Genomic DNA, 14,496 nt, shown 5'->3' with positions numbered 1-14,496 from the left:
GGCACGGCCGGATCCGCGACGGCGCACGCGTCCCGCGTGGGCTCGGGCGCCGCCGGCCCGCCGGTCCCGCCGTGGCGGGATCCGGCCCGCGCCGGCACGGCCGCTGGCTATCGTGTGGGCGACGGCGGCCCGAGGAGCGTGCGTGACCCAGACCCGATCCGTGCGGCCGTGGTACCGCCGGATGAGCCCTCGTCACCCGGACGAACCGCACCGCAGCGCCACCCCGCTGGAACTCTTCTTCGACCTCTGTTTCGTGGTGGCGGTGGCGCAGGCGGCCGGCAACCTGCACCACGCGGTGGCCGAGGGGCACGTCGGCCACGCGGTCGGCAGCTACCTCATGGTGTTCTTCGCGATCTGGTGGGCCTGGATGAACTTCACCTGGTTCGCGTCCGCGTACGACACCGACGACGACGTCTACCGGATCACCACCCTCGTGGAGATCGCCGGCGCCCTGATCCTGGCCGCGGGCGTGCCGCGCGCCTTCACCGAGGCGGACTTCGCCACCATCACCGCCGGGTACGTGGTGATGCGACTGGCCGCCGTCGTGCACTGGACACGCGCCGCCGCCGGCGACCCGACCCACCGCGCCGCCACGAGCCGGTACGCCGTCGGGGTCGTGCTCGTGCAGGTCGGCTGGCTGGTCCGGCTGGCCCTTCCGGGCGACTGGGGGGTGGCCTCCTTCGCGCTGCTCGTGATCGCCGAGCTGCTGGTCCCGGCGCTGGCCGAGCGGCCGGGAATGACGCCCTGGCACCCCCGGCACATCGTCGAGCGGTACGGCCTGTTCACCCTCATCGTGCTCGGCGAGGTGGTGCTCGCGACGTCGCTGGCGGTCCAGACCGGCGTGGACGCGGGCGACCGGCACCTGTGGTCGCTCGCCGCGGCCGGCGCGGTGATCGTGTTCGCGCTCTGGTGGCTCTACTTCGACCGCCCCGTGGAGGTGTCCACCCGGCTGCGGCTCGCGCTGTTCTGGGGGTACGGCCACTACCTGGTCTTCGCCTCGGTCGCCGCGGTGGGCGCCGGCCTGGCCGTCGTGGTGGACCACGAACGCGGCGGCGCGCACATCCCCGGGAGCACCGCCGGATACGCGGTGGCCGTGCCGATCGCCGTGTACCTGCTCACGCTCTGGGCGCTGCACGTACGCCGCCAGCAGCGTCCGGCGCTGGCCGCCGCCTTTCCCGCCGCGGCCGTCCTCGTGCTGCTCACCCCCTGGGGGCCGATGCCCGCGCACCTCGTGGCGGTCGTGATGTTCCTGCTGGTGGCCGTCACGGTGCTGGACCGGCGTCGGGCCGCCGTGCCCGAGCGGGCCGACGCGACCACCGAGGGCGGCACCGGACCGGTTTAGTGAACGCGACCCCCCGTACCCATCCGGTATGGGGCACGGCGGGCCGGAAGTGGGCAGAATTGGACCATGTCTCCCCGCCGATGGCTGCTGGCCGACCAGCTCGGGCCGCACTTCCTCGACGATCCCGACCAGCCGGTGCTGCTCATCGAGGCACGGGAGCTGTTCCGGCGGCGGCCGATGCACCGGCAGAAGGCACACCTGATCCTGTCCGCGCTGCGCCACCGCGCCGCGGAACTGGGCGACCGGGCGCTGCTGCTGCGCACCGGCACGTTCCGGGAGGCGCTCGACCGGGTGGGTGGGCAGGTGGAGGTGTGCCACCCGCACTCGCGGGCGGCCCTGCGCTTCGTCCGTTCCGTGCCCGGCCTCGCGGTGCTGCCGCCGCGCGGGTTCATCACCGACCGGGCCGACTTCGCGACCTGGGCCGACCGGCAGCCGGGTCCACTGCGGATGCCGGACTTCTTCCGGTACGCGCTGCGCCGGCACGGCGTCCTCACCGCCCCCGACCCGAACGCTGCCCCCGGGGGCGATCCGGCCCGGTGCCGGCCCCGCTCCGCCGCCTCCGCGCAGCCGGTGCCGCCGCCACCACCGGTCGTCGAGGACGACATCGACGGACAGGTGCGCCGTGACCTCGACCGGTGGGCGGCCGACGGGGTGCGGTTCGTCGGCCGGGACGGGCCGCGACGGTTCCCGGCCACGCACGCGGAGGCGCAGGCCCGGCTCACGCACTTCGTGCGGCACCGCCTGCCCGAGTACGACCGCTACGCCGACGTGATGAGCGTGCACGACCCGCTGCTCACCCACAGCGGGCTCTCCTCGTCGTTCAACCTCGGGCTGCTCGACCCGGCGCCGGCCGTACGCGCTGCGGAGGCCGCCTGGCGCGACGGGCTGGCGCCCCGGGCCGCGGTGGAGCCGTTCGTCCGGGGGCTGCTCGGCTGGCGGGAGTTCCTGTGGCAGCTCTACTGGTACGTCGAGCCCCGGCAGCAGGGCGCCCGCTGGCTGACCGCGACCGAGCCGCTGCCGCAGTGGTTCGCCGAGCTGGACGCCGACGCCGTCGAGGCGCGCTGCCTCGCCGACGTGCTGGCCGCCGTGCGGGACCGGGCGTTCACCCACCACGTGCCGCGGCTGCTGGTGCTCAACAACTACGCGCTGCAGCGCGGCTGGCGCTCCGCCGAGCTGGTCGACTGGTTCCAGCGCTCGTTCGTGGACGGCGCCGACTGGGTGATGAACGCGACGGTGCTCGGCATGAGCCACCACGCCGACACGCCCCGGGTCGAGACCCGCCCGTACGCGGTGGACGGCACCGACATCGACGAGATCAGCGACTACTGCGCGGGCTGCCGGTACACCCCCGAGCGGGCGCTCGGCGACCTGGCGTGCCCGTACACCGGCGGGTTCGAGACGTTCCTGCACCGCAACCGGGAGCGCCTCGTCGACGACCCGCGGCTCGCGGCCGAGCTGCTGCGCCGCGACGACCCGGAGCACCGCGAGGCGGTGCTCGTCCAGGAGGAGAAGCGGGGCAGCACCCCACCCTGACCGGTCACCCGGCCTCGGTCGCGGGTCGGCGTCGCGCCGCCCCGTCCTCCTCGCGGGGGTCGGCGATGGTGGCCGTGAGCACGCCCTGCGTGGCCGGTGCGGCCCAGAAGTCGAGCAGCAGCCGGTGGAACTCCTCGGCCCGCTCGACCTGCGGCAGGTGCCCGCAGTCGCGGAACAGGTGGGTGCGGGCGCGGGGCAGCAGGGCGCGGGCGGCGTCCAGGTGGGCCGCCGGGAGGATGAGGTCCCGGTCGCCCCAGACGACCAGCGTCGGCACGTCCAGGGCTGCCACCCGGGCCACCAGGTCCTCGCGCCACGGTGCCCGCACACCGCGGAAGCCGCCGAGGCTCCGGGCGGTCTCCAGCATCACGCGTGCGGTGTACGGCTGTCGGGCGGTCTCCAGGGCGTGGGCGATGCGCTCGGCCGTGGCGAACGCCGGGTCGTGGAAGAGGGCCAGCTCGGTGCGGCGGGCCAGCGCGCGGCTCGGGCGCAGCAGCAGCCGGCCCAGCGGGCGCAGCGCGAGCAGCCGCAGCGCGATCGTCACCTCCCGGCCGAAGCCGGCGCTGTTGACCAGCGCGAGGCTGGCCACCCGGGCCGGCTCGGCGACGGCGAGCTGCATGGCGACCGCGCCGCCGAGGGAGTTGCCGACCAGGTGCGCGGGGCGGTCGACGCCGACCACGTCGAGGTACCGGCCGACGAACCGGGCCAGCGCGTCCAGGGTGTACGGCTCGGTCATGGGCAGGGACCCGCCGTAGCCGGGCAGGTCGACGCTGTGCACCCGGAACCGCTGAGCGAGCAGGTCGTGCTGCTCGGTGAAGTCGCGCAGGGTCCGGCCGATGCCGTGCAGCAGCACCACCGGCGGCCCGTCGCCGTCGACGCGGTGGCGCACCCGCCGGCCGGCGACCGTCACGTGCCGGGGTCGCTCCGCCGCGCTCATGCCGCCTCTCCCGCACGCTCGGCCGTCGGCTGGCCGGCGCCGCGCTGGGCGGGCACGCCCGGTGGGGGCGCCGCGGCCGGGACGGCCCTGGGTGTGCGCAGGCCGAGGGCGAGGACCCGCCCGTACGACGCGGGCGCGACCCGGCCCAGCAGGTCCGGCAGCTTCGCCGACCAGCCGATCAGCACGCGGCCCCGCCGACGCGCGACGCCGCGCAGGATCACCTCGGCGGCCCGCGCCGGTGGGATGCTGAGCAGCTTCTCGAACTGCCGCCGGCCCTGCGCGTACTCCTCCGGGGAGACGCCGCTGCCGACGCGGGCGTTCGTCGCGATCCGGGTGTTGATCCCGCCGGGGTGCACGCAGGTGACGCCGATTCCGTCGTCGACCAGCTCGTGGCGCAGGGCCTCGGTGAACCCGCGCACCGCGAACTTGCTGGCCGCGTAGGCGGCCTGCCCGGCGGGGGCGATCAGGCCGAAGAGGCTCGAGAGGTTCACGAGGTGCGCCCCGGGCTCGGCCTTGAGCGCGGGCAGCAGCGCGTGGGTCAGCTGCGCCACGGCGCGGAAGTTGATGTCGACGACCCAGCTGAACTCCGCGAAGGTGACCTGGTCGAACCGGCCGCCGAGGGCCACCCCGGCGTTGTTGACGAGCAGCCGGATCCGCGGGTGCCGCTGCCGGATCTCCTCGGCGACGCGGGCGGTCGCCGCGGCGTCGGCGAGGTCGACCAGGTACGTGGTGACCGGCAGGTCCGGGTGTCCGTCGCGCAGCGCCGAGACCACCCCGTCGAGGCGGTCGGCGTCCCGGTCGAGCAGGACGAGGTGGCTGCCGCGCCGGGCCAGCCCGTACGCGAGGGCCTCGCCGATGCCGCTCGCGGCGCCGGTCACCACGGCCGTGCCGCCGGTGAAGTCGAAGTTACGCACGCTGCGCGCTCCTCTCCGGGCTGCCCGCGCGGGAGAAGCGCACGCCCTCGTCGGTGAGCCGGCCGTGCCGCATGAGCAGCACGTCCCGCGGATAGTTCTGGTACAGCCGCCAGGGCGCGGAGCGCCCCTGCTTGGGGAGTGCGTCCAGGCTACGTAGGACGTACCCGGACCGGAGGTCGATCAGCGGCACCCGGCCGTCGTCCGGCGGCGGCTGGGGGGTGACGATCTGCTGGCCGGTGCGGTCCAGGTGCCGCAGCAGCCGGCAGACGTACGTGGCGACCAGATCGGCCTTCAACGTCCACGAGGCGTTGGTGTAGCCGATGGTCATGGCGAGGTTCGGCACCCCGGAGAGCATCATGCCCTTGTACGCGACGGTCCGGGCGAGGTCGACCTCGGCGCCGTCGACGCGCAGCGTCATGCCGCCGAGCGCGAGCAGGTTCAGCCCGGTGGCGGTCACCACGACGTCGGCGGGCAGTTCCTCGCCGGAGGCCAGCCGGATGCCGTGCGCCGTGAACGTGTCGATGGTGTCGGTGACCACCGAGGCGCGCCCGGACTGCACCGCAGCGAAGAGGTCGCCGTCGGGGGCGATGCAGAGCCGCTGGTCCCAGGGGTCGTAGCGGGGCGAGAAGTGCCGGTCGACGTCGTAGCCGGCCGGCAGCCGCGCGCTGGCGGCCCGCCGCAGCAGCTTCTTGACGAGGCCGGGGGCGCGCCGGCTGAGCTGGAAGTTGGCCGTGGCGAGCAGGACGTTCTTCCACCGCACCACGGGGTAGAGGGCCTTCGCCGGCAGCCAGCGCCGCAGCGCGTCGGCGAGGGAGTCGCGCGAGGGCAGCGCCAGCACGTACGTGGGTGAGCGCTGGAGCATGGTCACGTGCGCGGCCTGCTCCGCCATGGCGGGGACCAGCGTGACGGCCGTGGCGCCACTGCCGATCACCACCACCCGCTTGCCCGTGTGGTCGAGGTCGGCCGGCCAGTGCTGCGGGTGGACCAGCCGCCCGGCGTACCGGTCGACGCCGGGCAGGGGTGGGATGTAGCCGGCGTCGTAGCGGTAGTAGCCGGCGCAGACGTAGAGGAATCCGCAGGTCAGCTCCACGGTCTCGGCGGTGTCGTCGCGGTGCGCCCGCACGGTCCAGCGGGCCGTGGCGCTGTCCCAGTCGGCGCTCACCACCCGGTGCCGGAAGCGGATGTGCCGGTCGACGTCGTACTCGCGGGCGGTCTCGCGCACGTAGTCGCGGATCGAGTCGCCGTCGGCGATCGCCTTCGGGTTCGTCCAGGGCTTGAAGACGTAGCCGAGGGTGAACATGTCCGAGTCGGAGCGTACGCCGGGGTAGCGGAACAGGTCCCACGTGCCACCGATGGCGTCCCGGGCCTCCAGCAGCGCGTACGTCTTGTCGGGGCAGCTGCGGCGCAGGTGGCAGGCGGCGCCGACGCCGGACAGCCCGGCACCGACGATGATCACGTCGACGTGGTCGGAGGCCATGGCAACTCCCTGGATGACAGTGGACGGACCCTATCCACGACCGTCGACGGCGGTCAACACCCTGTCGAGTTTCTCGACACGGTGTCGAGGCGGGGTAGGATCGACGGCCATGACGTCCGCCCGTACCGCCGCCGGAAGCGCGACCCCGCGCGGGCGGCGGGCCGCCCGGTCCGCCGGCGACCACCGCGAGATGGCGATCCTCGCCACCGCGGAGCGGCTGTTGGAGCGCCGGTCGTTCGCCGACATCTCGATCGACGACCTGGCCCGCGGCGCCGGCATCTCCCGGCCGACGTTCTACTTCTACTTCCCCTCCAAGGACGCGGTGCTGCTCACCCTGCTGGACCGGGTCACCGAGGAGGCCGACGCGGCCGCGGGCGACGTCCTGGACCGGGTGTCCGAGGACCCGCGGGCGCGGTGGCGGGAGCTGATCAGCCGGTTCCACGACACGTTCCGCGCGCACAAGGCGGTCGCGTTGGCCTGCGCCCAGGTACGCGGCACCAACGCGGAGGTGCGCCAGCTCTGGGCCGCGGTGATGCAACGGTGGGTGCAGGCCACCGAGACCGCCATCGCGGCCGAACGCCGGCGCGGCGCGGCCCCGGGCGGGTCACCCGCCCGGGACCTGGCCATCGCGCTGAACTCGATGAACGAGCGGGTCATGTACGCGACGTTCGCCGCCGACGGGCCCGCCGTGGCCGAGCCGGACGTGGTGGACGTCCTGCTCGACGTGTGGCTGTCGGCGATCTACCGCAACACCGCTCCCCCGCGGGCCTGACCCGCCTCCCGGCGGCGGGCCCGGGACGGGCCGCGACCGTGCTTCCCCGGCCCGACCAGATGCACCTGTGAGCGTGATGACTGAGAGGCATATTTATGCCTCTCAGTCATCACGCTGGCCGGGGAGGCGGGCCCCGAGCGGACCGGCGCCCCTCGGGGCGCCACGGCCGCCTCGCCGTCGGGTCGCGAAAGCGCTCCACAGTGGAGGGGCTGAGGGCATCGATTGTCGGCACGATGTGCCACCCTGGGACGGGTCGACGAGGTCACCGGAGGTGAGGACCACGCTACGCCTGCACGCTCTCGTCGCCGCGCCCGGCACCGGGCCGGTCACGCTCGACGTGCCCGCCGGGCGGACGGCCGCCCTGGTCGCCCCGCCCGGGCTGGGCACGGCGGTCGCCCGCGTCCTCGCCGGGCTGGCCGCGCCGCTGGCCGGCCGGGTGCTCGTCGGCGACCGCGACGTCACCGACCTGCCGCCGCCGCGCCGCCAGATCGGCTACGTGCCGGCCGGCGGGGCGCTGCTGCCGCAGCTGACCGTGCGCCGCAACATCGAGTACGGGCAACGCAAGCGCGAGCGGGTCCGCGACGTGGCCGCCGACTGGACGGCGACCGTCGTCGAGCGGTTGGAGCTGGCGCCCACCCTCGCGCTGCTGCCGCACCTGCTCTCCGACGCCCAGCGGTTCCGGGTCGCGCTGGCCCGCGCCGCCGCCTGCCTGCCCGAGGTGCTCGTGGTCGACCTGCCCTCCGGCATGGCCGGCGGCGGCCGCCTCGGCGACCTGCTCCCCCGGCTCTCGCCGCCCGACGCGCCGGGCGTGGCCGTGCTCGTCTGCACCGCCGACGCCGGCACGCTGGACGAGATCCCCACCCGGGTCGCCCTCGTCACCGAGGCGGAGGCCCGGTGACGGCGCCCCTGCGGCTGCGCCGCCGCACCCTGCTGCGCGCCGTCGCCGCCGGCGCCGCGGCGGCCACGGCCGGCTGCGCCGGCGACGGGCGGGCGGTGCAGGTCGCGGTGGTGTGGAGCGGCGCGGAGCTGGCGCGCTTCCGTGAGGTGGTGGCCGGGTACGACGGGCCGGTGCAGGTCATCAGCGCCGGCAACGACATCGACGCGTTCCTGCGGGCCCGCCACCTGGCCGGCACCAGTCCCGACGTGGCCATCCTGCCCCGGCCCGGCCTCGTCACCGAGTACGCGAAACGGAAGTGGCTCGTCGCGCTGCCCGACCCGCCGAGCGACACGGTTGCCGGCGGCATCGGCGACCTGCTCGTGCTCGACGACGGCCGCCGCTACGGCGTCTGGGTGAAGGCGGCGCACAAGTCGCTGTTCTGGCACCTGCCGTCGGCGCTGCCGGAGCAGCCGTCGACCTGGGACGAACTGGTCGCGCTGACCCGGCGGCTCGGCGCGCGGGCCCGCCGGGGCGACGGTCCGGCCCCGCTCGCCATCGGCGCGGCCGACGGGTGGGTGCTCACCGACTGGTTCGAGAACGTGCTGGCCGACGTGACGCCCGAGGGCTACGACGCCCTCGCCGGCTCGCACGCCGACTGGCAGGGCCGCCCGGTACGCGACGCGCTCGACCGGCTCGCCGAGATCTGGAGCGTCGAGGGCGCGTTCCCCGGCGGGGCGCGCCGCGCGCTGCTCACCCAGTTCGAGGAGTCGGTGATCCAGGTGGTGCGCTCCCGCCGGGCGGTCATGGTCTTCGAGGGCGACTTCACCGACGACGTGGTCCACCGCTTCCAGCGCGGCCCGGAGGCGCCGGTCACGTTCCGATTTCCCGGCAACCGGCCGGCCGGCGGCCCGCTCATCGTGGGCGGTGACGCGGCCGTGGCCTTCGCGCCGTCCGGGGTGGACCTGGTCGGCTGGCTCACCGACGCGGCCGCCTTCGGTCCGTGGCTGCGCGCCGGCGGTTACCTCTCGCCGAGTGTCACCGTCCCGCTCGACGACTACACCGACCCGGTCCGCCGCCGGCTGGCCGGCGAGATGCGCACCGCGGGCACGCTGCGTTTCGATCTCTCCGACCGGCTGCCCGGGCCGTTCACCGGCACCGACGGGGTCGGCATCTGGCGGATCATGCAGGACTTCTTCGCCGACGTGACCGGCGGCGTCCGTGCCGCCGAGGCGATCCGCCGTGCCACCGGCCAGCTCGCCGCGGCGGCACGCAGCGCGGGAGGTGGCCGGTGACCCGCCTGCCCGTGCTCGGCGAACCGGCCGTGCTCGACGACGTGGGGCCGCCGCGGCGTGGTCGGGCGTACCCGGCGGCAGGTGCCACCTCGGCGCTGCTGCTGCCGGCGGCGCTGCTGCTCGGCGGTCTGGTGCTCTGGCCCGTGCTGCGCACCCTGCACGCGAGCGTCACGATCGGCGGGCACTGGGTCGGCGCCGCGCACTTCCGCGAGGCGCTCGCCGCGCCCGGCACCACGGCGGTGGTCGGCCGTACGGTGCTGTGGGCGCTGCTCGTGCCCGCCGTGGTGACCGCGCTGGGTTACCTGCTGGCCGCGTCATCCCGCCGTTCGCAGGAGGGTGGCCTGGTCCGGCTGATCCTGGTCGTGCCGATCGCCCTGCCGCTGGTGGTCACCGGTGTCACGTTCCGGCTCATGTACGACCCGGACCCGTCCCGGGGGCTGGCCACGCTCGTCGCCGCGCGGCTGACCGGCCGTTCCGGCGACGCGGTGCCGCAACTGCTCGGCCCGCGCCTGATCACCGTGGCTCTCATGTCGGCATTCGTCTGGGCCTGGGTCGGTCTGGCCGTGCTCGTGTTCCGCGCGGCGCTCGACCGGCTCCCGTCGAGCCTCGCCGACGCGGTCCGCGCCTACGGCGGCACCCGGCGGCACGTGCTCTGGGACGCCCAGTTCCGGCCGCTGCTGCTGCGCACGGTGGCGGTGGTCTTCGCGCTGGTGGCGCTCGGCACGAGCCGGACCTTCGACCTCATCCTCGTGATGGCGCCCGGCTCGGTACGCGACGAGGCGGCGGTGCTCGCGCTGCGCGTGTGGCAGACCTCCGGCGGCACCACCACCGGCGAGGGCGCGGCACTCGGCGTGATCTGGCTGGTGGCGGTCGCCGCCGGCATGCTCGTGGCGGCGCTGTTCGTCCGGCAGGCGTGGCCTCCCCCGCGACCCGACGAGCCGTCGGTCCCCGCCCCGGAGGCGGCCCCGCCGCCGCGGAAGCTGACCCGGCTGCTCGCCGTGGGCTCCGCGGTGGCCTGGCTGGTGCCCCTGGCCGTCCTCGCGGCGACGTCGCTGCACGGGCCCGTGGACGCGGCCGCCGAGGGCTGGTGGTCGGCGCCGCCCAGCCTGGCCTCCTACCGCGACCTGCTCACCGGCTCCGAGCTGTGGCGGGCTCTCGCGTTCACGCTGGTGCTGGCCACGGTGGTCACGGCCACCGTGCTGGTCGTCGCGGTGCTCGCCGCGTACCCGCTGGCCTGGCTCACCGGACCGCCCGCGCAGCTCACCGGGCTGCTGCTGATGACCGCGGTCGTCGTGCCGGTGCAGGTGATCGCCGGGCCCGTCAACGAGGTGCTCGGGGTGGCGCTGTCCTCCGGCACCGCCCGCGGCCTCGCCCTCGTGCACATGGCCCTCGGCGTGCCGTTCGCGGTGCTGGTGCTGCGCAACGCGTTCGCCGACCTGCCCGCCGATCAGGTACGCGCCGCCCGGCTCACCGGGCGGCACTGGTGGGGCACGCTTCGCCGGCTGGCCCGGCACAACCGCCCGGCGCTCATCGCCGTGTCGGTGCTGGAGTTCGTGCAGGTCTGGAACGACCTGGTGGTCGGGCTGCTGTTCAGCGGCTCGGACGCGGCGCCGCTGGGGCTCTTCCTGGCCGAACAGAGCCGCGGCTTCGTGGCCAACAGCGGCGCGCTCGCCGCCGGCTCGGTGATCGCGTCCGTGCTGCCGGTGGTGCTCGTGGTGCTCGCCCGGCGGCATCTCGTGGCCGGCCTCGTCTCCGGCGGTGTCCGGTGACCGCGCCCGCGGGTTCCGGCCGGCCACCCCGCTGGCCGGTGCTGGTCGCGGTCGGCACGCTGGTCAGCGGCGTGGCCGGCAACCTCGCGAGCAACCTGCTCTCCGAACTCGCCGGCAGCGTGCTCGGGCCGGCCAGCATCGCCCTCGCCGTCACCGGCGGGATCGGCTGGGTGGTGTTCGAGGTCCGCCGCCGCCGGGCCGACCGGCAGGTCGTCGCCGAACCGACCGACGTGGTGGCGGCACCGGCGACCGGTGCGCCGACGCTGCCCTACCCCGCCGGTTTCACGGGGCGGGAGGCGCACGTGGCAGCCGTCGTCGACCTGCTCGGGCGGGAGCACGCGGTGGCCGTGCTGGGCCGCCGCGGCGTGGGCACCTCGGCCTGCGCCGTGCAGGCCGCGAACCTGTGCCGCGACGACTTTCCCGACGGGCACTACTACCTCGACCTGCGCCGCGGGGGCCGTCCTCGCTCCGCCCGACAGGTCCTCACCGCGCTGGCGCGCATCCTCGGCACGCCCCCGCCCTCCTCCGGCCGGGCCGACGCGCTGGCCGAGGCCGCCGACGCGCTGCGCCGCCAGCTCGACGGTCGCAAGATCCTGCTGGTGCTGGACAACGTGGACCGGCCCGAGCAGGTGCGGCCGCTGCTGCCGCCGACGGCCCGCAGCTGCCGGCTGCTGCTCGCCGGGGGGCCCGCGCTGAACGGCCTCGACGGCGTGGTGGCGTACTGGATCGCGGAGCCCGGCCCGGCCGAGGCGGTCGAGCTGTTCGCCGCCGCCGGCCAGGCCGCGCCCGCGGCCCGGGCCCGCCGCGCCGACCCGCGCGCCGACCCGACCGTCGGGTCGATCGTCGACCTGTGCGGGCGGCAGCCACGGACCGTCCGCGCGCTGGGCTACCGCACCGCGCAGCACGGCTGGCGGCACGTCGACGTGCTCGACGCCCTACGCCGCGCGGTCGAGACGCCCCCGCACCAGCGGATCACCGTCTCCCCCGCGGCCCGGCTGGTCACCGAGCGGGACACCGCGTACCACGCGCTGTCGGCCGAGGCCCGGCGGCTCTACCGGCTGATGTCGCTCAGCCCCGCCCCGGTGGACCGGCCGACCATCGCGGCGCTCGCCGGCCGGCGGCCCGAGCGGGTGGCCGTGCTCCTCGACGAGCTGGCCGCGGCGGCGTTCGTCGCCGGCGCGCCCGGCGACCGGTACGAGATCCGTCCGCTGCTCGTCGGGTACGCCCGCCTGCACCTGCGCGACGCCGAACCCGTCCGCCGGCGCGTCGCCGCGCAGGCGCGGCTCACGCGGCACCTCGCGAAGTGGGCCGAGCGGCACGCCGCCAACCTGGCCGCGCTCGGGTCGCCACCGGACCGGGAGTGGTCGCTACCGCTGGACGACGACCCGTACGGCTGGTTCGACCTGCACCAGGAGCTGCTGCTGGCGGTCGTGCGGGTGCCGGCCGGCGCCGCGGAGACGCTGCCCCGCCGCGTGCGCCGCTGGTGGTTCCGCCTGGCCGTGGCGCTGTGCGGGTGGCTGGCGTACGCCGACCGGCTCGACGAGTGGGAGGGCGTGTGCCGCACGGTGCTGGCCACGCCCACCGCCGACGACCGGCCGGAGATCGCCGGCTGGGCGCACAACGAGCTGGGCGTGCTGCGGCGGCGGCGGCACGACCCGCAGGGCGCGGCGGCCGCGCTCACCCTGGCCGTGGCCGAACGCGGCCGGCGCGGCACCGCCCAGGCGCGCATGAACCTCGGCCTGGCCCTGCTCGACCTCGGCCAGCTCGACGACGCGGTGGAGCACCTGGAGTTGTCCCGGCGGCACCGCTCCGGCGCCGACCGGGCCGGGCACGCGCTCACCGACCTGGGGCTGGGCGCCGCCCGGCTGGCCCGCGGCGAACTGGAGTCGGCCCACCACCACCTCGTCCGGGCGGCCAACACGTTCCGGGACCTCGGCGACGCGCGCGGCTACGCGGCCGCGCTCACCAACCTGGTGCTGGTGCACGCCGGCCTCGGCGAGCACCTCGACGCGGCGCAGGCGTGGCGGGCGGCGCTGCGCGAGTACGAGTCGGTCAACGACCGCACCGGCCGCGCCGCCGCGCTGCTCAACGCCGGCGCCACGCTGCTCACCACAGGCCCGGGGCAGGCACGGCAGGCGTACGAGATGCTCGCGGAGAGCCGGCGGCTGCGCGAGAGCAGCCGGCCGACCACGGGCCTCGGCCGTACCCTGCTCTACCTGGGTGACGCGGCGGCGGCCCTCGGCGACGCGGACGAGGCGCGCCGGCACTGGGTGGACGCGGCGGCGGTCGCCGAGGCGGTGGGCGACGCCGCCGGGCAGGCCGAGGCCGACGCCCGGCTGACTCGCGGGGACGACCCCGCGCCGGCCGAGACCCCGCTGAACGCCTGACCCGCCCCGGTCACCGTTCCATCCGCGCCCGAGCCCGCACCGAGCCGCGCCCGGGCGAGCCGCGGCGGGCCGCCGCGGGCCCGGCCGCCGCGCCGCGCTGAGCCGCCGGGCCGCGCTGCGCCGCGCCGCGTTGATCCGCCGGGCCGCGCTGCGCCGCGCCGTGTTGAGCTGCGCCGCGTTGAGCTGCCCCAAGATCCGGACAACTTCGGGGAAAGTGTGGCCTCGCACGCCGTCGAGGCCACACTTTCCGGGAAAGAGCGCGCATCTCGAGCCCCGGTCGGGCGGGCGTTACCGGGGCTCGAGATGGAGTGCGATGTCAGTCGGGCCGGCGGGCCGGCGCCGGCTCGACGGTCGCCAGGTAGGTGTCGAGGCGGTCGAGGCTCGTGCGGAACCCGGCCTGCGCCTCGGCGGTCAGGTAGGCGGCGGGGACGTTGGTCTGGTGGGTGATCACCTCGGTGCGCCCGTCGCCGAGGTCGGCGAAGGTGACCGTCGTCTTCATGCCGCCCTCGACGTCACGCTCGACCCAGACCAGCCGGTCGGGACGCCGCACCTCGACGTAGACGGCACGCATCGTGTAGGTGCTGCCGTCGGCGTCGTTGACCATCGTGGTCTCGAACGCCCCGCCGGGGCGCAGGTCCACCACGATGCCGTCGACCGGCGTGGTGGTGCCGACCGGGCCCCAGAAGTGGGTGAGGTGCTCGGGCCGGGTCATGCAGTCGAACAACAGCTCCGGTGAACCGCGGTGCACCCGTCGGAAGGTTGCCTCGCCGATCTCGGTCATGTGCCGGTCTCCTCGTCGTTGTGGTCGGCACGCAGCGCAGCCAGGTGCTCCGCGAGCCGGTCGTGGCGGTCGGCCCACATCCGCCGGTGCCGGGCCATCCAGCCGGCGGCCTCGTCGAGGCGTGCCGCGTCGAGCACGCAGGGCCGGGACTGCCCGGTGCGGGTGCGGGTGATGAGCCGGGCCCGCTCCAGCACCTTGAGGTGCTTGGAGATCGCCTGCTGGGTCATGGCGAAGGGCTCGGCGAGCTGGTTGACGGTCGCCTCCCCCTCGACGAGCCGCTCGACGATGGCGCGCCGGGTGGGATCGGCGAGCGCCGCGAAGACCAGGCTGAGGTCGTCCTCGACAACGGGCATGGGCTCACCCTATTCACAACCAGACGTTTGCACAACCGTTTGGTTGTGAAGTGGGAAGAGCGTCG

Annotated in this window: 12 protein-coding genes; 7 read left to right on the top strand and 5 right to left on the bottom strand. The window is 75.6% G+C overall.

What is annotated here, in order from left to right:
• Positions 1 to 142 precede the first annotated feature (142 nt).
• Positions 143 to 1,342 carry a low temperature requirement protein A gene (locus tag ACSNOA_RS16930; protein WP_436659458.1) on the top strand — a complete coding sequence of 400 codons (1,200 nt, stop codon included), beginning with the start codon at positions 143 to 145 and terminating at the stop codon, positions 1,340 to 1,342.
• Positions 1,343 to 1,408: 66 nt separating this feature from the next.
• A complete protein-coding gene (locus ACSNOA_RS16925; RefSeq protein WP_436659456.1) occupies positions 1,409 to 2,875 on the top strand; it encodes a cryptochrome/photolyase family protein in 1,467 nt (488 codons plus the stop codon).
• 4 nt (positions 2,876 to 2,879) lie between these two features.
• Here the strand turns inward: ACSNOA_RS16925 and ACSNOA_RS16920 are convergent, their stop codons facing one another.
• From ACSNOA_RS16920 to ACSNOA_RS16910, 3 genes are read right to left on the bottom strand one after another with little or no spacing between them, the layout of a single operon-like run.
• Positions 2,880 to 3,809, bottom strand: a complete 930-nt coding sequence (locus ACSNOA_RS16920) for an alpha/beta fold hydrolase (RefSeq protein WP_436659454.1) — start codon at positions 3,807 to 3,809, stop codon at positions 2,880 to 2,882.
• A complete protein-coding gene (locus tag ACSNOA_RS16915; protein ID WP_436659452.1) occupies positions 3,806 to 4,723 on the bottom strand; it encodes an SDR family NAD(P)-dependent oxidoreductase in 918 nt (305 codons plus the stop codon). Before ACSNOA_RS16915 ends, ACSNOA_RS16920 begins: the two co-directional genes overlap by 4 nt.
• Positions 4,716 to 6,200, bottom strand: coding sequence for a flavin-containing monooxygenase (locus tag ACSNOA_RS16910; RefSeq protein ID WP_436659450.1), 1,485 nt, complete (start codon positions 6,198 to 6,200; stop codon positions 4,716 to 4,718). The genes ACSNOA_RS16915 and ACSNOA_RS16910 overlap by 8 nt, the downstream gene beginning before the upstream one ends.
• Before the next feature lie 109 nt (positions 6,201 to 6,309).
• Here ACSNOA_RS16910 and ACSNOA_RS16905 point away from each other — a divergent pair, with 109 nt between their 5' ends.
• From ACSNOA_RS16905 to ACSNOA_RS16885, 5 genes are all read left to right on the top strand, one after another.
• A complete protein-coding gene (locus tag ACSNOA_RS16905) occupies positions 6,310 to 6,972 on the top strand; it encodes a TetR/AcrR family transcriptional regulator (RefSeq protein ID WP_436659449.1) in 663 nt (220 codons plus the stop codon).
• 271 nt (positions 6,973 to 7,243) lie between these two features.
• Positions 7,244 to 7,870, top strand: a complete 627-nt coding sequence (locus ACSNOA_RS16900) for an ATP-binding cassette domain-containing protein (protein ID WP_436659447.1) — start codon at positions 7,244 to 7,246, stop codon at positions 7,868 to 7,870.
• The gene (locus tag ACSNOA_RS16895) at positions 7,867 to 9,141 is read left to right on the top strand and encodes an extracellular solute-binding protein (protein ID WP_436659445.1); all 1,275 of its coding nucleotides are present in this window, start codon (positions 7,867 to 7,869) and stop codon (positions 9,139 to 9,141) included. Before ACSNOA_RS16900 ends, ACSNOA_RS16895 begins: the two co-directional genes overlap by 4 nt.
• A complete protein-coding gene (locus ACSNOA_RS16890; protein ID WP_436659443.1) occupies positions 9,138 to 10,910 on the top strand; it encodes an ABC transporter permease subunit in 1,773 nt (590 codons plus the stop codon). Before ACSNOA_RS16895 ends, ACSNOA_RS16890 begins: the two co-directional genes overlap by 4 nt.
• Positions 10,907 to 13,297, top strand: coding sequence for a hypothetical protein (locus tag ACSNOA_RS16885; RefSeq protein ID WP_436659442.1), 2,391 nt, complete (start codon positions 10,907 to 10,909; stop codon positions 13,295 to 13,297). The genes ACSNOA_RS16890 and ACSNOA_RS16885 overlap by 4 nt, the downstream gene beginning before the upstream one ends.
• Before the next feature lie 316 nt (positions 13,298 to 13,613).
• On the opposite strand, the gene ACSNOA_RS16880 is transcribed toward ACSNOA_RS16885, so the two are convergent.
• Both ACSNOA_RS16880 and ACSNOA_RS16875 read right to left on the bottom strand, forming a co-directional pair.
• Positions 13,614 to 14,078 carry an SRPBCC family protein gene (locus tag ACSNOA_RS16880; RefSeq protein WP_436659441.1) on the bottom strand — a complete coding sequence of 155 codons (465 nt, stop codon included), beginning with the start codon at positions 14,076 to 14,078 and terminating at the stop codon, positions 13,614 to 13,616.
• Positions 14,075 to 14,431, bottom strand: coding sequence for an ArsR/SmtB family transcription factor (locus ACSNOA_RS16875; protein WP_436659440.1), 357 nt, complete (start codon positions 14,429 to 14,431; stop codon positions 14,075 to 14,077). Before ACSNOA_RS16875 ends, ACSNOA_RS16880 begins: the two co-directional genes overlap by 4 nt.
• Positions 14,432 to 14,496: the final 65 nt, after the last annotated feature.

Origin of the sequence: Micromonospora sp. URMC 103, assembly GCF_051386435.1 — a bacterium.
GTDB lineage: Bacteria > Actinomycetota > Actinomycetes > Mycobacteriales > Micromonosporaceae > Micromonospora.
Note: the sequence above shows the minus strand (reverse complement) of the source record. Positions and strands in the feature narration are given on the sequence as shown.